Origin of the sequence: Lysobacter brunescens (assembly GCF_042677005.1) — a bacterium.
GTDB lineage: Bacteria > Pseudomonadota > Gammaproteobacteria > Xanthomonadales > Xanthomonadaceae > Lysobacter_I > Lysobacter_I brunescens.
In genome coordinates, this window is sequence record NZ_JBHTIF010000001.1 from 1,347,080 (window position 1) to 1,370,126 (window position 23,047).

Annotated in this window: 20 protein-coding genes and 1 pseudogene; 15 read left to right on the forward strand and 6 right to left on the reverse strand. The window is 69.7% G+C overall.

The window, feature by feature from the left end; all coding sequences use genetic code 11:
• Positions 1-9: 9 nt before the first annotated feature.
• On the reverse strand, positions 10-678 hold the full coding sequence (pyrE, locus tag ACFQ0E_RS05780; protein WP_386822724.1) for an orotate phosphoribosyltransferase: 669 nt from the start codon (positions 676-678) through the stop codon (positions 10-12).
• Between the two features lie 187 nt (positions 679-865).
• On the opposite strand from pyrE, the gene ACFQ0E_RS05785 reads away from it, so the two are divergent.
• The 3 genes and pseudogenes from ACFQ0E_RS05785 to ACFQ0E_RS05795 all read left to right on the forward strand — a co-directional run.
• Complete coding sequence (locus tag ACFQ0E_RS05785) at positions 866-1,666, forward strand: exodeoxyribonuclease III (protein WP_386824054.1); 801 nt, start codon at positions 866-868, stop codon at positions 1,664-1,666.
• Positions 1,663-3,288 (forward strand): AmpG family muropeptide MFS transporter, encoded by a 1,626-nt coding sequence (locus ACFQ0E_RS05790; RefSeq protein WP_386822725.1) that lies wholly within the window; start codon positions 1,663-1,665, stop codon positions 3,286-3,288. The genes ACFQ0E_RS05785 and ACFQ0E_RS05790 overlap by 4 nt, the downstream gene beginning before the upstream one ends.
• Before the next feature lie 4 nt (positions 3,289-3,292).
• A pseudogene (locus tag ACFQ0E_RS05795) lies at positions 3,293-3,508 on the forward strand (hypothetical protein); the annotation flags it as partial.
• A gap of 229 nt (positions 3,509-3,737) precedes the next feature.
• Here the strand turns inward: ACFQ0E_RS05795 and ACFQ0E_RS05800 are convergent.
• Positions 3,738-4,895: an anhydro-N-acetylmuramic acid kinase gene (locus ACFQ0E_RS05800; protein WP_386822726.1), complete on the reverse strand. Its 1,158-nt coding sequence runs from the start codon at positions 4,893-4,895 to the stop codon at positions 3,738-3,740.
• Positions 4,896-4,973: 78 nt separating this feature from the next.
• Positions 4,974-6,434, reverse strand: a complete 1,461-nt coding sequence (locus ACFQ0E_RS05805; protein WP_386822727.1) for a M23 family metallopeptidase — start codon at positions 6,432-6,434, stop codon at positions 4,974-4,976.
• Positions 6,435-6,629: 195 nt separating this feature from the next.
• Between ACFQ0E_RS05805 and tyrS the strand changes: the two genes are divergently transcribed.
• On the forward strand, positions 6,630-7,865 hold the full coding sequence (tyrS, locus tag ACFQ0E_RS05810; RefSeq protein ID WP_386822728.1) for a tyrosine--tRNA ligase: 1,236 nt from the start codon (positions 6,630-6,632) through the stop codon (positions 7,863-7,865).
• Positions 7,866-7,979: 114 nt separating this feature from the next.
• Here the strand turns inward: tyrS and ACFQ0E_RS05815 are convergent, their stop codons facing one another.
• A complete protein-coding gene (locus ACFQ0E_RS05815; protein WP_386822729.1) occupies positions 7,980-9,752 on the reverse strand; it encodes a phospholipase effector Tle1 domain-containing protein in 1,773 nt (590 codons plus the stop codon).
• A gap of 359 nt (positions 9,753-10,111) precedes the next feature.
• Here ACFQ0E_RS05815 and ACFQ0E_RS05820 point away from each other — a divergent pair, with 359 nt between their 5' ends.
• The 9 genes from ACFQ0E_RS05820 (at position 10,112) to ACFQ0E_RS05860 (ending at position 18,621) form a co-directional block, all read left to right on the forward strand.
• Entirely contained in the window at positions 10,112-12,262 is a 2,151-nt protein-coding gene (locus ACFQ0E_RS05820) for a S9 family peptidase (RefSeq protein ID WP_386822730.1), read from the forward strand.
• A gap of 164 nt (positions 12,263-12,426) precedes the next feature.
• Positions 12,427-12,882 (forward strand): YbaN family protein, encoded by a 456-nt coding sequence (locus ACFQ0E_RS05825; protein ID WP_386822731.1) that lies wholly within the window; start codon positions 12,427-12,429, stop codon positions 12,880-12,882.
• A 47-nt stretch (positions 12,883-12,929) separates the two neighbouring features.
• On the forward strand, positions 12,930-13,106 hold the full coding sequence (gene lptM, locus ACFQ0E_RS05830; protein WP_386822732.1) for an LPS translocon maturation chaperone LptM: 177 nt from the start codon (positions 12,930-12,932) through the stop codon (positions 13,104-13,106).
• A 1-nt stretch (position 13,107) separates the two neighbouring features.
• Positions 13,108-13,980 (forward strand): diaminopimelate epimerase, encoded by an 873-nt coding sequence (gene dapF, locus ACFQ0E_RS05835; RefSeq protein WP_386822733.1) that lies wholly within the window; start codon positions 13,108-13,110, stop codon positions 13,978-13,980.
• Positions 13,981-14,015: 35 nt separating this feature from the next.
• Complete coding sequence (locus tag ACFQ0E_RS05840; RefSeq protein WP_386822734.1) at positions 14,016-14,687, forward strand: DUF484 family protein; 672 nt, start codon at positions 14,016-14,018, stop codon at positions 14,685-14,687.
• A gap of 2 nt (positions 14,688-14,689) precedes the next feature.
• The gene (gene xerC, locus ACFQ0E_RS05845; RefSeq protein ID WP_386822735.1) at positions 14,690-15,583 is read left to right on the forward strand and encodes a tyrosine recombinase XerC; all 894 of its coding nucleotides are present in this window, start codon (positions 14,690-14,692) and stop codon (positions 15,581-15,583) included.
• A 219-nt stretch (positions 15,584-15,802) separates the two neighbouring features.
• On the forward strand, positions 15,803-16,354 hold the full coding sequence (hslV, locus tag ACFQ0E_RS05850) for an ATP-dependent protease subunit HslV (RefSeq protein ID WP_386822736.1): 552 nt from the start codon (positions 15,803-15,805) through the stop codon (positions 16,352-16,354).
• Between the two features lie 88 nt (positions 16,355-16,442).
• Positions 16,443-17,840, forward strand: coding sequence for an ATP-dependent protease ATPase subunit HslU (gene hslU, locus ACFQ0E_RS05855; protein ID WP_386822737.1), 1,398 nt, complete (start codon positions 16,443-16,445; stop codon positions 17,838-17,840).
• Between the two features lie 280 nt (positions 17,841-18,120).
• On the forward strand, positions 18,121-18,621 hold the full coding sequence (locus tag ACFQ0E_RS05860) for a hypothetical protein (RefSeq protein ID WP_386822738.1): 501 nt from the start codon (positions 18,121-18,123) through the stop codon (positions 18,619-18,621).
• A gap of 45 nt (positions 18,622-18,666) precedes the next feature.
• Here the strand turns inward: ACFQ0E_RS05860 and ACFQ0E_RS05865 are convergent, their stop codons facing one another.
• Positions 18,667-20,355, reverse strand: a complete 1,689-nt coding sequence (locus ACFQ0E_RS05865) for a GspE/PulE family protein (protein ID WP_386822739.1) — start codon at positions 20,353-20,355, stop codon at positions 18,667-18,669.
• A 287-nt stretch (positions 20,356-20,642) separates the two neighbouring features.
• On the opposite strand from ACFQ0E_RS05865, the gene ACFQ0E_RS05870 reads away from it, so the two are divergent.
• Positions 20,643-21,146, forward strand: coding sequence for a hypothetical protein (locus ACFQ0E_RS05870; RefSeq protein ID WP_386822740.1), 504 nt, complete (start codon positions 20,643-20,645; stop codon positions 21,144-21,146).
• A 9-nt stretch (positions 21,147-21,155) separates the two neighbouring features.
• Here ACFQ0E_RS05870 and ACFQ0E_RS05875 read toward each other — a convergent pair whose 3' ends face one another.
• Positions 21,156-22,040, reverse strand: a complete 885-nt coding sequence (locus tag ACFQ0E_RS05875; RefSeq protein WP_386822741.1) for a D-hexose-6-phosphate mutarotase — start codon at positions 22,038-22,040, stop codon at positions 21,156-21,158.
• Positions 22,041-22,136: 96 nt separating this feature from the next.
• On the opposite strand from ACFQ0E_RS05875, the gene ubiE reads away from it, so the two are divergent.
• A complete protein-coding gene (gene ubiE, locus ACFQ0E_RS05880; protein ID WP_386822742.1) occupies positions 22,137-22,925 on the forward strand; it encodes a bifunctional demethylmenaquinone methyltransferase/2-methoxy-6-polyprenyl-1,4-benzoquinol methylase UbiE in 789 nt (262 codons plus the stop codon).
• The last annotated feature ends 122 nt before the right edge of the window (positions 22,926-23,047 follow it).

Below are 23,047 nucleotides of genomic sequence, written 5' to 3' on the forward strand. Positions count from 1 at the left end.
ATGGACGGATCAGGTCGTGGAGGTTGCCGCGCAACCGTAGCGGGCCCGGTAGGCCAGCAGGCGGTCGCGCTGGTCGAGAAGGTCGGCGCTTTCGCCGGCGAATGCAAGCAGGTCGTCCAGTCCTGCGACCGGGATCACGGGAATCCCGGCCTCGGCGGTGACTGCCTGCGCGGCGGACATCGGCGGGCCGTCGCCCGGAGCCACCTCCTGCCTGTCCAGTGCGATCACGATGCCGGCCGGCACGCCGCCGGCGTCGCGGATCAGGCCCAGCGCCTCGCGGATCGCGGTGCCCGCGGTGATCACGTCGTCGACGATCAGCACGCGCTTGCCGGCCAGCGACGCGCCGATCAGGGTGCCACCCTCGCCGTGCGCCTTGGCTTCCTTGCGGTTGAACGCCACCGGCAGGTCGCGCCCGCGTCCGGCGTACTCGCAGGCTAGGGCGGTCGCCAGCGGGATGCCCTTGTAGGCCGGGCCGAACAGCAGGTCGAAGTCCAGGCCGGCGGTGTCCACCGCGTCGGCGTAGCAGCGCGCCAGGCCGGCGATCGCCGCGCCGGTGTCGAACCGCCCCGCGTTGAAGAAATACGGGCTGACCCGCCCGGATTTCAGGGTGAACTCGCCGAAACGCAGGGCATCGACGCGGAGGGCCAGTTGCAGGAAGCGGGTGCGGTGGTCGGTCACGGTGGCGCGGGCATCGGCAGTTGAGAGCGGGCATCGTAAAGGCGAACGCCGGCGAAGTCGCGGGCAGGGTGCCCGAAGGGAGGGCGATGGCGTGCCTTGGCCCAGCCGATCCGCTAGTCTCACTCCGGGCCCGATGCGCGCGCATGCCCTCGGCCTCTTCCTCCGTCCGACGACCATCCCCCGCCTCGTGAACATCATCAGCTTCAACGCCAACGGCCTGCGCTCCGCAGCCACCAAGGGTTTCTTCGACTGGTTCCGCGCGCAGGACGCCGATGTGCTCTGCGTGCAGGAGACCAAGGCGCAGGAGCACCAGCTCGCCGCGCCGGAACTGCAGGCCGAGGGCTACCGCGCCTGGTTCAAGGACGCGATCACGAAGAAGGGCTACAGCGGCGTGGGCATCTACAGCCGTCGCGAGCCCGACGAAATCCGCACCTCGCTGGGCTGGGCACCGTTCGACGACGAGGGCCGCTACATCGAGGCGCGCTTCGGCAACCTCAGCGTGGTCTCGTTCTACATCCCGTCCGGTTCGTCCGGCGACGTGCGCCAGGCGTTCAAGTTCGACGTGATGCAGTGGCTGAAGCCCATCCTCGACGAATGGCTGCGCAGCGGCCGCGACTACGTGCTGTGCGGCGACTGGAACATCGTCCGCGCGCGCAATGACATCAAGAACTGGACCTCGAACCAGAAGAACTCCGGTTGCCTGCCCGAGGAGCGCGCCTGGCTCAACGCGCAGATCGCCGACGCCTGCGGCGACGGCACGCCCGCGCCTGAAAGCGGCTGGGTCGACGCTTACCGCGTGCTGCATCCCGAAGGCACGGACTACACCTGGTGGTCGCAGCGCGGCGCCGCGCGCGCCAAGGACGTGGGCTGGCGCATCGACTACCAGTTCATCACGCCGTCGCTGCGCGACAGGGTGAAGGCCTGCGCGGTCCACAAGGAACCGCGCTTCTCCGACCATGCGCCCTTCGTCGTGGAGTACGCCGAGTGACCGGCACCGCGACGACGACCGACGCGGCCCCGGGCGCTGAGAAACCCAAGCCGAAGCGCCCCGGCTGGCGCGACGTGCTGCGCGGCCTGCGCCAGCGCAAGGTGCTGGCGATGCTGCTGCTGGGCCTGTCCGCCGGCCTGCCGTTCATGCTCGTCGGCAACACGATGGGCCTGTGGCTGCGCGAGGGCGGCATCGAACTGACCGCGATCGGCTTCCTGTCGTGGGTCGGCATCATGTATTCGATGAAGTTCCTGTGGGCGCCGATCATCGACAAGGTCCACGTACCGGTGCTCGGACGCCTGCTCGGCCACCGGCGCGGCTGGATGCTGCTCGCGCAGCTGGTGGTCGCGATCGGCCTGGTCGGCATGGCGCTGATCACGCCGCAGGGCGGCCTGATCGCGTTCGCCTCGCTGGCCCTGGTCGCGGCCTTCGCGTCGGCCACGCAGGACATCGTCATCGACGCCTGGCGCATCGAGAGCGCCGACGACGGCGAGGAGCTGTCGCTGCTCAGCGCTGCCTACCAGCTCGGCTACCGCTTCGCGCTGTTGCTCACCGACGCGTGGATCCTGGTGATCGCGGCGAAGATCGGCTGGGTCGCGTCCTACGAACTCATCGCCGGCCTGATGGGCCTGGGCATGATCGCGGTGTTCTTCGCCCGCGAATCGCGCAAGCCGCAGGTCGGGCCGGTGGTCGAACTGCCCGATCCGCGCGCCGGCACGCTGGGCGTCTCCGACGGCATGGTGGTGCGCTGGCTGGTGGCGCTGCTGCTCGGCGTCGCGTCGGTGGCCTTCCTCGTCGTCGCGCACAACTTCTGGGACAAGGGCTGGGACTGGGGCGACGCCGCGTTCGCCATCGGCACGCCGGTCGCGATCTGGCTGCTGACTCGCCGCACGCCGGGCGACGCACCGATCCGCGACGCGACCTGGTCGCGTCCGCTGGTGCAGCCGCTGCTGCGCTTCTTCGATGCCGCCGTCGGCCCGCTGCTGATGTTCTTCCGCGACCACGGCAAGGCCGCGCTGCTCATCCTGCTCGCCATCAGCCTCTATCGCCTGCCCGATTTCGTGATGGGGCCGATGGCGAATCCGTTCTACAACGACATCGGCATCGCCAAGGAAACCGTCGGCGCGGTGCGGGGCTCGGTCGGCTGGATCGCGACCACCGTCGGCATCGTCATCGCCGGTCTCAGCGCGCTGCGCCTGGGCTTCGTCACCACGTTGATGATCGGCGCGGTGGTCGGTCCGGCCTCGAACCTCGCCTTCGCCTGGCTGGCCTGGCACGGTGCCGATACCCAGGCCTTCTCGATCGCCATGGCCATCGACAACTTCTCGCAGGGCTTCGCCGGCGTGGCCCTGGTCGGCTACATGTCCAGCCTGACCTCGCTGGGTTACACGGCCACGCAGTACGCGCTGCTCAGCTCGTTCTACGCGATGCCCGGCAAGTTCCTGAAGGGCCTCTCCGGTGCGGCGGTCGACGGCCTGGCGAAGACGCACGCGCTGGTCGATGCCTATGCGCTGTTCTTCGTCGGCACGGCGCTGATCGGCATCCCGGCCCTGCTGCTGTGCCTGTGGCTGGTCCGCCACGCGCACAGGACGGCCGAAGCCGCGCTGCCGGCGACGGGATGAGCGCATGACCGATCTCGTGCTCCGCGACATCGATCCGAACATGGCCGCGCGCATCCGCAAGGTCGCGGAGATGAACGGCTGGACGATGCACGAGACGATCCTGCACCTGATCGAGCGCGGCTTGTATGCAACCGAGGGCGGCGCGCTGCGCTTCGATTCGAAGGAATCGGACGTGATGCAGTCGGTGATCGCGTCGCTGGAAACCCTGCCGAATGATCCGGGGTTCTCGCTGATCGGTCGTCTCGGCGCCACCGCGCCGGCCGAGCCGCCACCTCCGGCCGAATTCGATCCCGACGAGCTGGAGCGCGCGCTTCGCGACGTGCCCATCGGCGCGAAGCTCGGCGGCGTGTAGAGCGGAGCTTGCTCCGCTTCGATCTTGTAGAGCGGAGCTTGCTCCGCTCATGCCTTTTCCGGGAAAGCCAGAGCGGAGCAAGCTCCGTCTACGGCCGTCAGGGGGCGTGGATCACGCCCAGCACCCGTGGCCCGCGCGCGCCGGTGACGCTGGGCAGGTTGCCGGGGCGGCCGAGCACGGTCTGTCGCGCCAGCCACGCGAAGCCGAGCGCTTCGACCATGTCCGGGTCGATGCCGTGTGCGGCGGTGGACTCGACGGCCACGTCCTGCAGCGCCTCCGCCAGTGCGCGCATCAGCGCCGGGTTGTGCACGCCGCCGCCACAGGCGATCACCCGACGCGCGCCGGGCAGGGTGGCGTGCAGTGCATCGGCGACGGTCGTCGTGGTCAGGGCGAGCAGGGTGGCCTGCACGTCGGCGGGTGTTTCGTGCCCCGCCAGCTTCGATTCGACCCAGCCCAGGTGGAACTGGTCGCGCCCGGTGCTCTTGGGCGGCGGCAGCGCGAACCAGGCCTCGTCCTGCAGGCGTGCGAGCAGGTCCGGGTCCACCCGGCCGGATGCCGCGAAGCTGCCGCCGCGATCGTAGGGCCAGCCGGTGTGGCGCAGACACCAGGCGTCCATCAGGCCGTTGGCCGGGCCGGTGTCGAAGCCGCGCACCGCGCCGCCGTCGGCAGGCAGCAGGGTCAGGTTGGCGATCCCGCCGAGATTCAGCACCGCGCGATCCTCCCCCGGCGCGGCGAGCAGGGCCGCGTGCAGGGCCGGCAGCAGTGGCGCGCCGTGGCCGCCGGCCGCGACGTCGCGGCGGCGGAAGTCGGCGACCGTGAGCACGCCGGTCGTCTCGGCGATCAGGCTGGCATCGCCCAGTTGCAGGGTGAAGCGGTTTTCGCCGTCGCCGCGCGGGCCGTCCGGTCGGTGGCGCAGGGTCTGGCCATGCGAGCCGATCGCCCCGAGCTCGGCACGGTCGATGCCGCTGTCGCGGATCGCGGACTCGGCGGCATCGGCGAAGGCCTGGCCGATGCGGGTTTCGAGCGTGCCGATCTCGTCCAGGGTCAGGGCCGGGGCGCGCTGGCCCAGTTCCACCAGGACCTCGCGCAGCGCCGGGTCCCAGGCATAGGTGCGGCCGAACGCCAGCTCGGCGCGCGGTGTCGGGGCGTCGTGGAAGCGAGCGATGGCGACGTCGATCCCGTCGGCGCTGGTGCCGGAGATCATGCCCAGGTAGAGCCTGTCGGGCAGTGGGGTGGCGTCGGGCGGAGCGGTCATGGCGTCATGCATCGCGCCATGATCGGCGATGGCCCGCGCCGCCGCCAGCGGCGGCGCGGAGGGACGGTGCGGCGACCGTCAGCCCTTCTTCTTCGCGGCGCCCGGCTTGTCGGCGGCGGCGACCTGGATCGGTTCCATGCCGGCCGGGAAGACGATGTTCTCGACCGTGCGGATCTTGGTCATCGCGCGCTGGGTCTCGGCGCGGAAGCTGGCCAGCTCGGGGCCGCGCAGCGGCTCCGGCGGCGGCAGGGTCACGCTCAGCGGGTTGCGATGCACGCCGTTGATGCGGAATTCGTAGTGCAGGTGCGGGCCGGTGGACATGCCGGTGCTGCCCACGTAACCGATGATCGTGCCCTGGGCGACACGCTGGCCCTGGCGGATGCTGCCGAAGCGCGACATGTGCCCGTAGAGCGTGGTGGTGCCGCGGCCGTGGTCCAGGACGACGGTCTTGCCGTAGCCGCCCTGCCAGCCGACGAACTGCACGCGCGCGTCGCCGGCGGCCTGGATCGGCGTGCCGGTGCCGGCAGCGTAGTCCACGCCCTTGTGCATGCGCATGCGGCCCAGCACCGGGTGGCGGCGCGCGCCGAAGCTGGAACTCAGCCGGGCGTAGGGAATCGGCATGCGGATGAAGTTCTTCTTCAGCGGACGGCCGTCGGAGGTGAAGTATTCCGGCTTGCCGTTGCGGTAGTGGCGGAAGGCCGTGTGCAGCTTGCCGTCCACGGTGAACGCGGCGGCCAGCACCGGGCCGGTGTTCTCCAGTTCGCCGTCCACCCACATCTGGTCGACCACCACGCTGAAGCGGTCGTCGTCGTCCAGGTCCGAATCGAAGTCGATGTCGTACTTGAACATCTCGTCGGTGAGCTGGTCGAGATGGACGCTGGTCAGGCCCTGCTTGCGCGCCGAGCGGAACAGCGAGCGGCCGACCTTGCCGCTGAGCACGACCGTGCGCACGTCGACGTCACGCTTGACGACGGTCTCGCGGACCTTGCCGTCGACCAGGTCGAGCTGGACGCGCTGGCCGTCCTCGCGCAGGTAGCGCACTGCGCGCAGCTTGCCGCCGACCGGCAGGTCGACCGACAGCTGGGCCTGGGGCGTGACGTAGCCGATGGCTTCCTTCACGCCCGGATGGGCGAGCACGCGCTTGAGGTCGTCCTCGGAGACGCCGAGGGTGGTGAACATGTGGCGGAGCGAGGCGCCGCGCTTGACGGTGACGCTCTGCCAGCTGTCGCCCGGGTTGCCCTGGCGCCGGATCAGCGACAGCGGCGGCAGCTTGAGCGACATGGTCTGGGTCTGGACCCGCGCCTGGCCGTCGACGGGCTCGAGCACGGAGGAGAAGCCGGGGACGATGGCGCCGATCAGGGCCACCATGGTCGCCATCAGGCTGGCCTGGGCCCACTGGCGGCGGGTCCAGCGGCCGTTGAAGCCGGGGGACAGGGTCTGGGAGGGATCGGCCTGGTGGGCTTCCTGGGCCTGGGCCTGGCGCAGATTGCGCAGACGGATCAAGCGGTTGCGCAGCGTGCGACTCGACGGCGTGGACATCGAACGGAATCCCCCTGTCGGGACGGCCAAGAGCAGTACCATAAGTTAGTCGAAAAGATCGCGTCAAATCCTTGACCGGCTTGGTTTTTTTCTGCCTTTCGGTTTAACTAGGCTTTAACGCCTTGTTCATCTGTTGCGGCCGGATCGTTCCATGGCCGTCCCGTTTCCCTGCCGTCACTTTCCCGGTTTTCCCTCATGTCCACCGAATCCCTCGACCCGGCCGCCCTCGCGCTCATCGAACGCGGCGCCGATGAAATCCTCAAGCGCGAGGAGCTGGTCGCCCGCCTCGCCGCGTCCATGCAGCCGGGTGGCCGCCCGCTGCGGATCAAGGCCGGCTTCGACCCGACCGCGCCCGACCTGCACCTCGGGCATACCGTGCTGCTCAACAAGATGCGCCAGTTCCAGGACCTGGGGCACCAGGTGATCTTCCTGATCGGCGACTTCACCGGGATGATCGGCGACCCGACCGGCAAGAACGTCACCCGCAAGCCGCTGACCCGGGAGGACGTGCTCGCCAACGCCGAGACCTACGCCGAGCAGGTGTTCAAGGTGCTGGACCGTGAGCGCACCGAGGTCCGCTTCAACAGCGAGTGGTTCGGCAAGATGAGCGCCGCCGACATGATCAAGCTCGCCGCGCAGCACACGGTCGCGCGCATGCTCGAGCGCGACGACTTCGCCAAGCGCTACGCCGCGCAGCAGTCGATCGCGATCCACGAGTTCCTCTACCCGCTGGTGCAGGGCTACGACTCGGTGGCGCTGGAGGCCGACGTCGAGCTGGGCGGCACCGACCAGAAGTTCAACCTGCTGATGGGTCGCGGCCTGCAGGAGCACTTCGGCCAGAAGCCGCAGATCGTGCTGACCATGCCGCTGCTGGAAGGTCTGGACGGCGTGAACAAGATGTCGAAGTCGCTCGGCAACTACATCGGCATCGCCGAGCCGGCGATCGACATCGTCAACAAGACCATGAAGATCGGCGACGACCTCATGTGGCGCTGGATCGACCTGCTCAGCTTCGAGATCGGCGTCGCCGAGGCCGCGCGCCTGAAGGCCGAGATCGAGGCTGGCCAGCTCAACCCGCGCGACGTGAAGCTGCGCCTCGCCCGCGAGCTGGCCGCGCGCTTCCACGATGCCGCTGCTGCCGAGACCGCGATCGCCGGCTGGCATGCGGCGGTGACCGGGCAGGGCGACACCTCGCTGCTGCCGCTGCACGACGTGGTCGTTCCCGCCGAGGGGCTGCGCATCGCCGCACTGCTCACTGCGGCGGGGATCACGCCGAGCAACTCCGAGGCGAACCGCAAGCTCAAGGAGCGCGCGGTGAAGATCGACGGCGCGGTGGTCGAGGACGCCGCGACGACGCTGTCGCCGGGCTTCGAGGGTGTGCTGCAGATCGGCAAGCAGAACTTCAAGCGGGTACGACTCATCGCCGGCTGAGCCAGCCGTCCGCTTCGATGCAGACAGGAACGGCCATGCCTCCGGGCATGGCCGTTCGCATGTGCGGGCTCCAGGCCTGCGTGCTCGGAGCCGGCCCGCTCAGGACAGGCCCGTTCAGAGCCGGCGCGGGCCGAGGCCGGGCGCGTCGGGGAGGACCGCTTCCTGCTGCTGCGGTGCGTCCTGGCGGGCCTGCTCGCGCGCCAAGGCCTCTCGCTGCGGCGCTTCGCGCAGTTCGCCGGCGGTGGCCGCGAGCGGCACGCTGAGCGCGGCGTCGATGTCCACGGCGACGCGGCGGGCCAGTTCCGGATGCCCGTCGTTGCGCTGGATCGCGATCAGCTTCGTGCCGTCGGTGTTCAGCACCACCTCGTCGACCCGCTGCATGCCGTCGCGTTTCGATTCGAGGGCGATGGCGGCGGCCAGGCGCATGCGCGGGCTTTCGCCGTCCAGGTCCAGGCGCTGCAGGGCGTGCTCGCGCATGCCCCGCTCGTTGCGCTGCTCGGGCGGCAGCGACAGGCCGCTGGGATCGATCGTGCCCTCGCGTTCGCCCTTGTCCAGCGCCCACTTGCCCAGCGTCTCGCGGAACGCCGGGCTGTCGCCGAGCCGCGCCACGGCGGTCATCGACTGCATCAGGATGGCGTCGTGCGGCGCGCCCGGACCGGGCTCGCGCGCCGGCACGGTCTTCGTCTGCGGGCGCTCGGAATCGCGCGGCGCTTCGTGGGCGCGCGGGTCGGCGATGCCGGTGCGGTCGTTGGTCCGCTCCGCGTCGTGGCTGCCCTGACCGTACAGGTGCGCCGCGTCCAGGCGGATGTCGCGGCCCTGCGGCACGGTGCGCTCGGCCACGCCGAGGCTGCCTTCGACGTTGCGGTCGACCTCGGGCGGCAGGCCCTGCATCCGCGCCAGGGTGCGGAACATGGTGCTGTTGGAGTCGTGCACCGCGCAGTCCTCGCGTGCAACCTCCACCTGGTGGAACATGCGATGGCCGGTGAGGGTGTTGAGGTAGTCCGCCGCCAGGTTGCCGGAGTGCCCGGCGAGCCCCTGCCGTTCGGAGTAGCCGCCGCCGATGTCCGAGTGCGCGCCGTTGACCTGCACGTTGAGGAAGCGGCCGTCGCCATTGCGGGTGCGGTCGATGATCTCGTTGACCGGGAACAGGGTGCGGTGCTCGTCCTTCGCGGTGATCTGCAGGCCGGCCACCACCGAGTCGGGCAGGGCGCGGTCGTAGCGCTCCGGGCCGCCGGTCGCCACGGGGTCGAACAGCACCACCGCCTGCTTCACGCCGCCGGGCGCGACCAGCGGCGGGCCGTCGAAGATGCGCACGTTCTCGTGGCTGTTGAAGACCCAGTTGCGCGAGGACTGCACCGGCTCGACCTCGCGTTCGATGCGCGCCTGGGTCGGATCCTGGATGCCGCGACGCTCCAGCAGGTTGGTGAAGCCGGCCGCTTCGGTGGCGCCGCGGCTGAAACCGACGCTGACCACGCGGATCTCGGCCTCGGGGTCTTCGCGCTTCCATTTCAGGGTCTGCTCGCACAGCGCGCCGTACATCGCCTCCAGGCGCAGCGGGAAGGTGTCGCCGGTGGCCTGGTCGCGGGTCGAGGCCAGGCGGCCGGCCTGGGTGCCGGGGCCCTCGACGTAGTGGGTGCGGACGGCGTTGAGGCCGCGCTCGTTGAGCGACTGGATGTCGTCGCGGATGCGCGCGACGTTGGTGCCCTTCTCCGGGGCGACCTCGACGTCGTTGCCGGTGCCGTCGAAGTTCGCGAAGAAGATCCGCAGGTGCGGATTGCGGGTGGTGTCGAAGCCGGGGTCGTGGGTGGTGTGCGCGCGGATGGTCGCGCGCGCCTCGTCGAACGACCGCAGGTCTTCGTCGGTGGCCTCTCTCAGGATTCCGCTCATGCCGTTGCGCTCCTCAAGTCCATCTTCGGGGTGGGCCGGGGCAGCGGCTGTCCCGGCGGTGCGAGCCTGCGCTCCGGCGCTGCCGGTGGTCCGTACGCAGACGTACAGTCTGTAGCGGGGCCGGCGCGTCCTGTCAACGCGAAGGCGGGCGCCGGCGGCGACCGGGATGCCGGGCAGCAACGGCCTGCGCGGATCGGATGTGACCGATGCCGCAATGCGGGCGAGCGCGATCCATCACTTCCGGCAGATCGGCGCCGCCGGGATTGTCGCTATGCTGCCCCGGCGCCATGGGGCGCGGGGTCGCCCGCCGCCCGTTGCCGTCCATCGCCGCTCACATCCCTCCGGCCGAGTCCTTCATCATGTCCCTCCGCCTCACCACCCTTGCGCTGCTCATGACGCTACCGCTGTCCGCCCTCTCCGCCGACCTCCCGCCCCCGCCCGACGCCGCGAAGAAGCCCCACCAGGTCAAGGCGCCGCACGGCGCGACCCGCAACGACGAGTACTACTGGCTGCGCGACGACAAGCGCGAGAACAAGGAGATGCTGGCCTACCTGCAGGCGGAGAACGCCTACGTCGACAAGGTGATGGCGCCGCTCAAGCCGCTGCAGGAGGCGCTGTACAACGAGATCGTCGGCCGCATCAAGCAGGACGACGACTCGGTGCCGTACCGCGAGCGCGGCTGGTGGTACTTCACCCGCTTCAAGACCGGGCAGGACTACGCGGTCTACGTCCGTGCCCGTGCCGCCGCCGACGGCAGCCAGAGCCAGGACGAGCAGGTGCTGCTCGATTTGAACGTGCTGGCCAAGGGCAAGGGCTACTACGACATCGGCGACTACGAGGTCAGCCAGGACAACCGCCTGCTGGCCTACGCCGAGGACACCAACGGCCGTCGCCAGTACACGGTGCGTTTCAGGAACCTGGAGACCGGCGAACTCTATCCGGACGTGATCCAGGGCGTATCGCCGAACCTGGTCTGGGCGGACGACAACAAGACCTTGTTCTACGTCGAGAACGATCCCGAGACCCTGCTGACCGTGCGCGTGAAGAAGCACGTGCTCGGCACGCCGGTCGCGCAGGACGCGGTGGTGTACGAGGAGAAGGACGACAGCTTCTACATGGGCATCGGCCGTACCCGCGACGACAAGTACATCTGCATCGCCGTCGACAGCACGGTGTCGAGCGAAGCCCGCTGCACGCCGGCCGCGAATCCCGGCGAGTTCGTCGTGCTGGCCCCGCGCGAGCGCGATGTCGAGTACAGCGCCGACCACCACGGCGGCCGCTGGGTGATCCGCACCAACGCCCCGGGCGCCGACGGCAAGTCCGCGCCGAACTACAGGATCGTCACCGCGCCCAGCGACAGCACATCGCGCGCGCAGTGGGCCGACTGGGTGGCGCATCGCGACGACGTGTTCATCGAAGGCTTCGAACTGTTCGACGGCTTCACCGCGATCGCCGAGCGTTCGGACGGGCTGGAGCGGATCCGCCTGCTGAAGAAGGACGGCGAGGAGTACGTGAAGGCCGACGAGCCGGCGTACTCGATGGGCCTGGCGGTGAATTCGGAAGCCGACACGCCCTGGCTGCGCTACACCTACACCTCGCTGACCACGCCGTCCACGACCTACGAGGTCAACACGAACACCAGCGAGCGCCGCCTGCTCAAGCAGCAGCCGGTGATCGGCTACGACCCGTCGAAGTACGCCACGGAACGCGTGTGGGTGACCGCGCGCGACGGCGCGAAGATCCCGGTGTCGCTGGTCTACCGCAAGGGTTTCAAGCGCGACGGCAGCGCCGCGATGCTCCAGTACGCCTACGGCAGCTACGGCGTGTCGATGGATCCGAACTTCAGCATGGTCAATGTCAGCCTGCTCGATCGCGGGATGGTCTACGCCATCGCCCACATTCGTGGCGGACAGGAAATGGGCCGCAAGTGGTACGACGACGGCAAGCTGTTCCGCAAGCAGAACACCTTCACCGACTTCATCGACGTCACCCATCACCTGGTGCGGGAAGGCTACGCGGCGAAGGACCGGGTCGCGGCCTTCGGTGGCAGCGCCGGCGGCCTGCTGATGGGCGCGATCTCGAACATGGCGCCGGACACCTACCGGGTGATCCTGTCGCAGGTCCCCTTCGTCGACGTGGTCACCACCATGCTCGACCCGACCATCCCGCTGACCACCAACGAGTACGACGAGTGGGGCAACCCGGAGAAGAAGGACTACTACGACTACATGCTGTCCTACTCGCCGTACGACAACCTGTCGAAGCAGGCCTACCCGGCGATGTTCGTCGGCACCGGCCTGTGGGATTCGCAGGTCCAGTACTGGGAGCCGGCGAAGTACGTCGCCCGCCTCCGCGACCTGAACACGTCGAAGGACCTGGTCGTGTTCCGCACGAACATGGAAGCCGGCCACGGCGGCAAGTCCGGCCGCTTCCAGCGCTTCCGCGAGCAGGCCGAGATGTTCGCGTTCATGCTCGACCAGCTCGGGGTGAGCGCCGAACCGCAGCGCTGAGCCGCCGCACCTGCACCACCGCCGTTGAAGCACGCGCGAGGCCGGGCACTGTCCCGGCCTCGCCGTTTCCGCAGGAGCCCCCGGGACATGCGCCGCAGGCATGCTCCCGCAGGCATGTCCCCGCAGGCATGTTCCCGGGCGTGCGCTTCGTCGATACTGCCTCCATGGTCGAACCCGCACGGACTGCCCCCACCACCGCTCCACGCCGCACACGCTGGCTGTGGTGGCTGCTGGCCTACGCCAGCCTGCTGCTCGGCCTGATCGGCGTGGTCGTTCCCGGACTGCCGACGGTGCCGTTCGTGCTGCTGTCGGCTTTCGCCGCAGCGCGCGGCTCGCAGCGCCTGCATGCCTGGCTGCTGGCGCATCGCCAGTTCGGGCCGATGATCCGTGACTGGCAGGCCGAGGGTGCGGTCAGCCGACGTGCGAAATGGCTGGCGACCACGATGATGAGCGCCTGCGCCGTGATCATGTTCCTGACCGCGCCGAAGTGGTGGATGGCCGCCACCGGCACCGCGATCATGGCGATCGTCGCGACCTGGCTGTGGTTCAGGCCCGAGCCCGGACAGCGGCATGCGCGGGACGCCAAACAGGACGGCGGACAGGACCGCGAGCCGGGCTGAAGCCCGCCGCGATTCCCCCCTCCCGGCGCCTTGGCTACACTGCGCCCATGAATCGACGCCCTGCCTTCGTGTTCGCCGCCATCGCCCTGCTGTGCCTGGCCCTGTCCGCCTGCGGCAACAAGGGTCCGCTGGTGCTTCCCGACAAGCCTGCCGAAGGCGCGACCGCCGACGGCACCACCGCCCAGCCGGCCCCGGCCGACGAGGCCAAGACGCCCGATCGCTGAGATGAGCCACGCGCCACTGGCCCTGATGCGCTTCAGCAAGATGCACGGCGCCGGCAACGACTTCGTGGTGATCGACCTGCGCGCGCCCGACAGCCTCGCGCCCGATGCCGCGCTGTGCCGCGCCCTGGCGGATCGCCACACCGGCGTGGGCTGCGACCAGATCCTGACCATCGAGCCGCCGCGCGCCGCGACATCGGCCGCGTCCTATCGCATCTGGAACGCCGACGGTTCGCTGGCCGGGCAGTGCGGCAACGGCGCACGCTGCGTCGCCGCCTGGGTGCTGCGCGACAGCGCCCAGCGCGACCCCGAGCGCTGCCTCGCTGCCCGCTTCGACCTGGACAGCCCGGCCGGCACCCACGCGGTCGACGTGATCGACCTGCACCATTACCGTCTCGACATGGGCCGCCCGGCTTTCGCGCCCGAGCGCATCCCGCTGCACGGCTTCGACGCGCCGCGCGACGCTTACGAGGTCCAGATCGACGGTCGCGGCATCGTGTTCGGTGCGGTGTCGATGGGCAACCCGCATGCCGTGATCGAGGTCGACGATGTCGATGCCGCGCCGGTCGCCAGCCTCGGCCCGGCGCTGCAGCGCCACGCGGCCTTTCCCGATTCGGTCAACGTCGGTTTCGCCCAGGTCGTCGCCCGCGACCGCGTGCGCCTGCGCGTGTACGAGCGCGGCGTCGGCGAGACGCTCGCCTGCGGCAGCGGCGCCTGCGCGGCGGCTGCGGTGCTGATGCGGCGCGGCCGCGTCGATCGCGAAGTCTCGATCGAACTGCCCGGCGGCACGCTGCGCATCGCCTGGCCCGACGACGCGGCCAGCATCGCCATGACCGGCCCGGCGGTGTTCGTCTTCGAAGGCGAATGGCGCGCATGACCGATCGCCACAGCCCTTCATCCCAGGACGCATCGATGCCGGACAAAGACAAGATCGCCCCCCACGAGGTCGCGGCCTGGCTGCGCCGGCACCCGACCTTCCTCCAGCAGTTCCCCGACCTCGCGCTGAGTCTCGTCGTGCCGCGCGAGCAGGGCCCGGCGGCCTCGCTGGCCAGCTACCAGCTGGAAATCCTGCGCGACAAGAACCGCGAGCTGTCGCGGCGCCTGCACGAGCTGTTCGGCAACGCGCAGGAGAACGAACGCCTCGCCGTGCGCACCCACCAGCTGACCCTCGCGCTGATGAAGCAGCGCGCCGCCGCCGACACCGCGCGCGCCATGGCCGCCAGCCTGGCCGAGGATTTCAGCGGCGACCTGGTGCGGATCGTGCTGCTGTCCCCGGTCGAAGGCCTGGACGATACCGACTGGCTGCAGGTCGTCGCCGAGGCTGATCCGCGCCTCGCCCCGTTCCGCGACTGCCTGAAGGACGGCGAGCCGATCTGCGGCCGCCTCAACCCGGACAAGCACGCGCTCCTCTACGGCCTGCGCAGCGACGAGGTGCAGTCCAGCGCGTTGCTGCCGCTGCCGGGGCTGGGCCTGATCGCCGTGGGCAGCCGCGAACCCAACCGTTTCTTCCCGGGCATGGGCACGCTGTTCCTGCGCATGATGGGCGACGCCTTCGTCGCGGCGATGCGGCGCTTCGATCCCTGACCATGGCGGCGCCGTCGTCCATCGACGACTTCCTGGCCCACCTGCAGATCGAGCGGCGCATGTCCGCGCACACGCTCGACGCGTACCGTCGCGACCTCGACGCGCTGGCCGCGTGGGCGGGCGGGCAGGGCATCGACGATCCGACCACCCTGCACGCCGAGCAGCTGCGCGCCTTCATCGCCTCCGAGCACCGGCGTGGCCTGTCGCCGAAGAGCCTGCAGCGGCGCCTGTCGGCGTATCGCAGCTTCTACCTGTGGCTGCTGAAGCACGGGCGCGTCGCGGCCAGCCCAGCTGCCGGTCTCCGCGCGCCGAAGGCACCGCGCAAGCTGCCGCAGGTGCTCGATGTCGACGAGGCCGTGCAGCTGGTCGAACTGCCGACCGATGCGCCGCTGGGCCTGCGCGACCGCGCCATGCTCGAACTGTTCTACAGCTCCGGCCTGCGCCTGAGCGAACTGTGCGCGCTGCGCTGGCAGGACCTGGATGTCGACCAGGGCCTGGTCACGGTGCTGGGCAAGGGCAGCAAGCAGCGCACCGTGCCGGTCGGCTCGCATGCGCTGCGCGCGCTGGAGGCATGGCGAAAGGAATCGCAGGGACAGCCGGATCGCCCGGTCTTCCCCGGCCGCCACGGCGCCCCGATCGGCGCGCGCGCGGTGCAGATCCGCCTGCGCCAGCTTGCCCAGCGCCAGGGCCTGTTCAAGCGCGTGCATCCGCACCTGCTGCGCCACTCCTTCGCCAGCCACGTGCTCGAATCCTCCGGCGACCTGCGCGGCGTGCAGGAACTGCTCGGCCATGCCGACATCGCCACCACGCAGATCTACACGCACCTGGATTTCCAGCACCTGGCGAAGGTCTACGACGGCGCGCATCCGCGGGCGAAGCGGAAACCACAGCCATAGGGTGCGCTACAGCGCACCGCTTTTTCCGCCGAGACCAGAGAACCGGCGCAACGCGAGCCATTTGTAACCGCCGCAAACCGAAGAGCGGTGCGCTGTAGCGCACCCTATGACGGGCTCCGGGGAGGTGGTCGCATCGCCGCCCTGCCATCCGTCACCCCTTGCCCCGCCGTGCCGGCGTCCCCACAACGACGGGACCCGCCACGATGGATCCGCTGTTCCATGGACCCCAGCCAGAACCCCCACGTCTTCCACGCCACCACCATCGTGTCGGTGCGCCGCAACGGCCGCGTCGTCGTGGCCGGCGACGGCCAGGTCACCCTCGGCCACACGGTGATGAAATCCAACGCGCGCAAGGTGCGCCGGCTCGGCCGCGACGGCCAGGTGCTCGCCGGTTTCGCCGGCGCCGCCGCCGATGCCTTCACCCTGTTCGAACTGTTCGAATCCAAGCTGGAGAAGCACGGCCAGCTGACCCGCGCCGCCGTCGAGCTGGCCAAGGATTGGCGCACCGAGCGCCGCTTCGGCAAGCTCGAAGCCCTGCTCGCGGTCGCCGACCGCGATACCTCGCTGATCATCAGCGGCACCGGCGACGTGATCGAGCCGGAGGATGGCCTGGTCGCGATCGGTTCCGGCGGCATGTACGCGCTGTCCGCCGCGCGCGCACTGCTCGCGCACACCGAACTGGATGCGTGCAGCATCGCCACCGAGTCGCTGAACATCGCCGGCGACGTCTGCATCTACACCAACCGGAACATCGTGGTCGAAGAACTGTGATGCATTGATGTGGGAGCGACGCGAGTCGCGACCCATGCAGCGCCCATGATCCCGCCGCGACCGTGTCGCTCCTACAAGAATCCAGGCCATGCCCAACAAGACCGAACACGCCAACAGCACGATGACCCCGCGCGAGATCGTGCAGGAACTCGACCGCCACATCATCGGCCAGTCCGCGGCCAAGCGCGCGGTCGCGATCGCGCTGCGCAACCGTTGGCGGCGCATGCAGCTCGATCCGGCGCTGCGCAACGAAGTCATGCCCAAGAACATCCTGATGATCGGCCCGACCGGCGTGGGCAAGACCGAGATCGCGCGCCGCCTCGCCACGCTGGCGAACGCGCCGTTCGTGAAGGTCGAAGCCACCCGTTTCACTGAAGTCGGCTACGTCGGCAAGGATGTCGAGCAGATCATCCGCGATCTCGCCGACACTGCGGTGAAGATGTACCGCGAGCAGGCCAAGGCCCGCGTGCGTGCGCAGGCCGAGGCGCGCGCCGAGGACCGCATCCTCGATGCGCTGCTGCCTCGCCGTCAGGCCGCGACGACGCCGTTCGGCTTCGGCGCCGACGCGCCTGCCACGCTGGATGTCGGCAGCGGCGAGACCAGGGATCCGCAGGCCGACACCCGCGCCAAGCTGCGCAAGCAGCTGCGCGCCGGCGAGCTGGACGATCGCGAGATCGAGGTCGATGTCTCGGTCAACGTCGGCGTCGACATCATGGCGCCGCCGGGCATGGAGGAAATGGGCCAGCAGCTGCGGCAGATGTTCTCGAACCTGTCCGGCGGCAAGACCCACACCCGCAAGCTGAGCATCCGCGCCGCGCGCGTGCAGCTGCTCGAAGAGGAAGCGGGCAAACTGGTGAACGAGGACGATGTGCGCGAGGCCGCGATCGAGGCCTGCGAGCAGCACGGCATCGTGTTCATCGACGAGATCGACAAGGTCGCCAAGCGCTCCGAGAGCGTCGGCGCCGATGTCAGCCGCGAAGGCGTGCAGCGCGACCTGCTGCCGCTGGTCGAGGGCTCGACGGTCAGCACCAAGTACGGTGCGGTGAAGACCGACCACATCCTGTTCATCGCCAGCGGCGCGTTCCACCTCGCCAAGCCCAGCGACCTGATCCCCGAGTTGCAGGGTCGCTTCCCGATCCGCGTCGAACTCGGCGCGCTGGGCAAGGAGGATTTCGTGCGCATCCTCACCGAACCGAAGGCCTCGCTGACCCTGCAGTACGTCGAATTGCTGAAGACCGAGGGCGTGGACCTGTCGTTCGCGCCCGATGCGATCGAACGCCTGGCCGAGATCGCGACCACCGTGAACGAGCGCCAGGAGAACATCGGCGCCCGCCGCCTGCACACCATCCTCGAACGCCTGCTCGACGCGCTCAGCTACGAAGCGCCGGATCGCGGCGGCGCGCAGGTCCTCGTCGACCGCGCCTACGTCGACCAGCACCTCGGCGCGCTGGTGCAGGATCCGGACCTGTCGCGCTACATCCTCTGATCGTTCGACCGGGAACGCCGAAGCGGACCATGGCCGGCAATGCCCCGGCCGTGCGTCCGGAATCGCTGAACCGCCCCGCAACGCGGGCTGGTGCGGGGCCGTGCATTGGCCGATCCGCGCGACGTATCGTCGTGGCTCCGACAACTCCACAGGACGTCCGCCGATGTCGGCCCCCCGTGTCGCGATTTTCGTTCCGCTCGCATGCCCGTTCGTGCTCGCGCTCGCCGCCTGCGCGCATGCGCCGTCCGCCCGTGACCGTTCCTCCAGGGAGAATGCCCCGATGACGACCCCTGCCGCCGAGGCGTTCGCGCCGAAGCTCGACGCCGAGCAGTCGCTGCGCCGCCTGCTGGACCTGATCCGGGGCAGCCGCAGCATCGGGGAGATCACCGCCGACCGCCTGCGCGAGGTCTTCGGCGTGTCCTTCACCGAGTCCTCGGGTCGCCACGGCTTCGCCGAGCGCCTGGATCGCGACTGGTGGTCCTCGTTCGAATTCGATCCGAACGGCGCCTACGGCCCGCGCTTCGAGTTCGCGTTCCGTCCGGACCCGCCGAACGCCAACCCGGCCGCCACCGCCATCTGCGCGCTCGACTACCAGGCGTTCGCCGCCGAACTGCAAGCCATGGGCTTCCGCCACGAAACCTACCGCGCCGAGCACAACCGCATCCTCCACGAACAGTTCGAGCGCCCCGGCATGACCGTGCAGGTCCATACCCGCGGCGAAGCGGAAGCGCCGCCGGAGAAGACCGCGCACCCCTGCGTCGAGATGGTGCTGATCCGCTGAGCCGACAGGCGATCGGCCCGGGTCGCGCCACTCTCGATCCGGGCGTCAGTCCGCGCGCACCCGCCAGGCTTCCGCGAGCGAGATCGTGCCGGCGCGCGCCAGGCGCACCGCGGCCTGGGTGATCGGCACCATGCCGCCTTCGATCGCGGCGCCGTGGATCGCGTCGGCTTCGGCGCCGGGCACGATCAGGCTGCGGATCTTCGGGGTAACGATCATCAGTTCGTAGACAGCCTGGCGCTTGTACACGCCCAGACCTTCGCAGTGGTTGCAGCCCCGGCCGATGTGGAAGACCTCGTCCATGCCGACGCCCAGCGTCTCGCGCACGTGCGCGTCGACCGGTTCCACTTCGCGGCAGTGCGGGCAGGTCAGGCGCACCAGGCGCTGCGACATCACCGCGATCAGCGAGGCGCGCAGCAGGTAGGCTTCCACGCCGAGGTCGAGCAGGCGGGTGACCGTGGTCGCGGCGGTGTTGGTGTGCAGCGTGCTCAGCAGCAGGTGCCCGGTGAGCGCGCTCTCGACCGCGATGTCGGCGGTCTCGCGGTCGCGGATCTCGCCGACCATGACCACGTCCGGATCGTGGCGCAGGAAATTGCGCATCGCGCTGGCGAAGGTGAAGCCCGTGGCCGGGTTCACCTGCATCTGCTGGATGTCCTGGATGTGGAACTCGACCGGATCCTCGATGGTGAGGATGTTGATCCGCCGCTTGCGCATCTCCAGCAGCATGGCGTACAGCGTCGTCGACTTGCCGCAGCCCGTCGGCCCGGTGGTGAGGAACATGCCGTGGCTGGCGTCCATCACGTCGTCGATGCGCTGGCGGTCCTCGGGCGTGAGGCCGAGCTGTTCGAGGTTCCACAGGCTTTCGTTGGTGTCGAGCAGGCGGATCACCACGCTTTCGCCGAACACCGCCGGCAGCACCGAGATGCGCAGGTCGACCTTGCGGCCGTCGTCCAGCACGAAGGTGGTGCGACCATCCTGCGGGCGGCGATGCTCGGCCAGGTTCATGTTGGCCAGCACCTTCACGCGGCTGACCACCGCCGGGCGCAGCGCGGGCAGCAGCTGGCGCACCGGCACCAGTTCGTCGTCGATGCGGTACAGCACCTCGGTCTCGTGTTCGCCTGGACGCAGGTGGATGTCCGACGCGCGCCGCGACACGGCGTCGCGGATCAGCGTGTTGACGATCTTGACCACCGGCTGTTCCTTCGCCAGCCGCTGCGCTTCCTGCACGTTGGTCTCGAGGTTCGTCGATTCCGGATCGAGGCCGAGCAGCAGGGCGACGTTGCGATCCTCGACGCGGTCGTAGTAGCGCGCGATGCCTTCGCGGATGTCGCGCGGCGAGGCCACGACCGGCAGCACGCGGTCGCGGCTGAGGAATTCCAGCATGTCCTGCACCTGGCGCGCGCCGGGGCGCTCCATCGCCACCGCGACCATGCCGCCGTGCACGCGCAGCGGCACCGCGCGCAGCTGTCGGGCGACATCCGGCGTCAGCAGGGCGATCGCCTTCGATTCCGGGTGCAGCCGATCCAGCCGCACCAGCGGCACGCCCAGCTGCCGGGCTTCCTGCCACGAGGTTTCGACGGCATCGTCGCCCAGCGACATCCAGGTCTCCAGGTCGATGCCGGTTTGTCGCGGTCCCTGCGCGAAGGCGATGTTCGGATAGGTGTGCAGGTAACGGTCGAGCGCCTCGTCGCTGTCGAGCAGCAACGGCGCCGACGATGCGACGGTTGCGTAGGCCATGTGCTTCCCCCTGAAAGCGCTCCCAGTATCGCGCCAACCGGCGCGGAATGCTTGATCGGGATCAGATCGCGGCGCGACGTCCTGGCCGCCCGCGAACTGGGTCACATTGCCGTGCATCGATTGGCGTCCGCGCTGCGCCGGGCGCGGCACGCGGTAGTATTCGCGCAGGTCATCGCAGGGGATGCTCGTGGCCAGCCCGGGCCGGCCATGCCGGCATGGGGTGCGAGCCCGTCATCGTCCTTGCGCATGGTCGCCCGTTTCCACCGTGCCAGTGCCTGGATGCCGTCATGCCCACGACGACCGCCGCCCCGATCGATCCGCCCGTCCGCCCAGCCGAAGACCTGCTGCGTCGCCTGCTCGACCTGCTCCGCGACAGTCGCGACATCGCCGACCTGTCCCGCGCCCGGGTCCGTCGTGCGTTCGAGGTCGACTTCGAGCTGGACGAGGGCCGCCTGGGCTTCGGCGAGCGCCTGTGCCGCGACTGGTGGTCCTCGATCGAGCTGGATCCGGACGGCGCCCTCGGTCCGAGTTTCGAACTGGCCTTCCGCCCCGACTGCGCCGGGACCTTTCCGTCGGCTGCCGGGATCTGCGGGATGGATTACGACGCGTTCGCCGCCGAGCTGAAGGCGATGGGCTTCGAGCACGAGAGCCTGCTCGGCGAGAACGGCCGCGTGGTCCACGAGAATTTCGACCGCGACGGCCTGTCGGTGATCGTGCATACCCGGGGCGAAGCCGACGAGCCAGCGGGCAAGCGCGCCCATGCCTGCGTGATGCGGGTCATCGTCAACTGAGCGCAGCCTTCAGTCGGATGCAGCGTCCTCGCAGGCCGCCATCCGCAGCGTGCCGCGCCAGGAAGCCCCCGGCGCGAGGATGATGCGCGGTTCCACGCAGGCCGGTTCCACGCAGACGAAGCGGTCGTGCTCGCCCGGCGCGAGGTCGGATAGGCCCGCCGCCAGTGCTGCGCCGGGATTCCAGACCACGGTGTCGGCGAAGCCGGTCGTCTCGATGCGCAGCGCCGCATGGCCGTCCGACAGCCGGCGCTCGCCGTCGCAGCCCAGGTAGGTACGGTCCACCTCGCCGTCGAAGCGCGGCGACGCTGCGGCATCGATCCGCGTCTCGCCGCTGCTGCGGTCCGTGAACGCACGACCGGCCAAGCCGTCCAGCCGCGTCGCCGCCAGTGACCCCACGCGCAGGTAGCTGTGCAGGGCGCAGGCGAAGTCGAAGGGTGCATCGCCGCGATTGCGGACCTCCAGCGCGACCGTCAGCGTGTTGCCGTCCAGGCCGACGTGCAGGCGCAGGGCGTAGCGATGTGGCCACTGCGCGCGGCTGGTCGCGTCGTCGTCGAGCGCGAATACGGCCGCAGGCGTGCCGCTGTCGGTCTCGATGCCGAGGAAGCTCCAGTCGGCGGTGCGTGCCCAGCCGTGGCGGATCAGCGGCCCCTGGTCGGCGAACTGCGGAAAGATCACCGGGATCCCGGCGCGGATGCCGCGACCCGCGCCGTAGCGGGTCGCTGTGCCGTGGAACAGGCGTTCGCCGCCGCGCGCGGGCACCCAGGACAGCAGCTGCGCACCCTGCAGCGCGACGCACGCCTGCGCCGCGCCGGACGCGAGGTCGACGCAGGGCACCGGGCCATCGGCGCTGTCGAAGGTGGTCGGGCGTGCGTCGAGCGCGGGCGGGCTGATCATGGCGGGTATCGCGGAGGGCAGCGCGCACGTTATCGGCCGGTGCCGCACGCCGGCAAGCCGGAGGCGGCCCGGGTCCCGCGCGGTACACTTGCGCATATGAGCACCTCCGATCCGCAAGTCCCCGGCCGCGACGGCGGCAAGCCCGCCGACACCACCCATTTCGGCTTCCGCGACGTGCCCGTCGAGCAGAAGCAGAAGCTGGTCGCCGAGGTCTTCTCCTCGGTCGCTGGCAAGTACGACCTGATGAACGACCTGATGAGCCTCGGCATCCATCGGGTCTGGAAACGCTACTTCGTCGCCACCGCGCAGGTGCGCCCGGGCGACCGCGTGCTCGACCTCGCCGGCGGCACCGGCGACATCGCCGCGCTGCTCAAGGATCGCGTCGGCGACACCGGCGAGCTGGTGCTCGGCGACATCAACGGTGCGATGCTGCGCGTCGGCCGCGACCGCATGACCGATCGCGGCAACGTGCGCGGCTTCGAGTACGTGCAGTGCAACGCCGAGAAGCTGCCGTTCCCCGACGCCAGCTTCGATCTGGTCACGATTGCTTTCGGCCTGCGCAACGTCACCGACAAGGCCGCCGCGCTGCGCGAGATGCACCGCGTGCTCAAGGTCGGCGGCCAGGCCCGCGTGCTGGAGTTCTCGGAAGTCACCGCCGACTGGTTCAAGCCGATCTACGACTTCCACTCGTTCAAGATCCTGCCGAAGCTGGGCAGTCTGTTCGCCGGCGATGCCGGCAGCTACCAGTACCTCGCCGAATCCATCCGCAAGCACCCGCCGCAGGCCGAGCTGAAGGGGATGATGGAAGCCGCCGGCTTCGCGCGCTGCGGATTCAGGAACCTGTCCGCCGGGATCGTGGCGATCCATACCGGTTATCGCGTCTGACGACTCGCCGTCGTCGCGGTTGCTCCCGCGTCATCCCTTCGCGAACCGCGCGCAAAAAAAACCTCCTGCTGGGGAAGCAGGAGGAGGAGAGCGGCATCGTGCAGGGGAGCCGCGATGCCGGG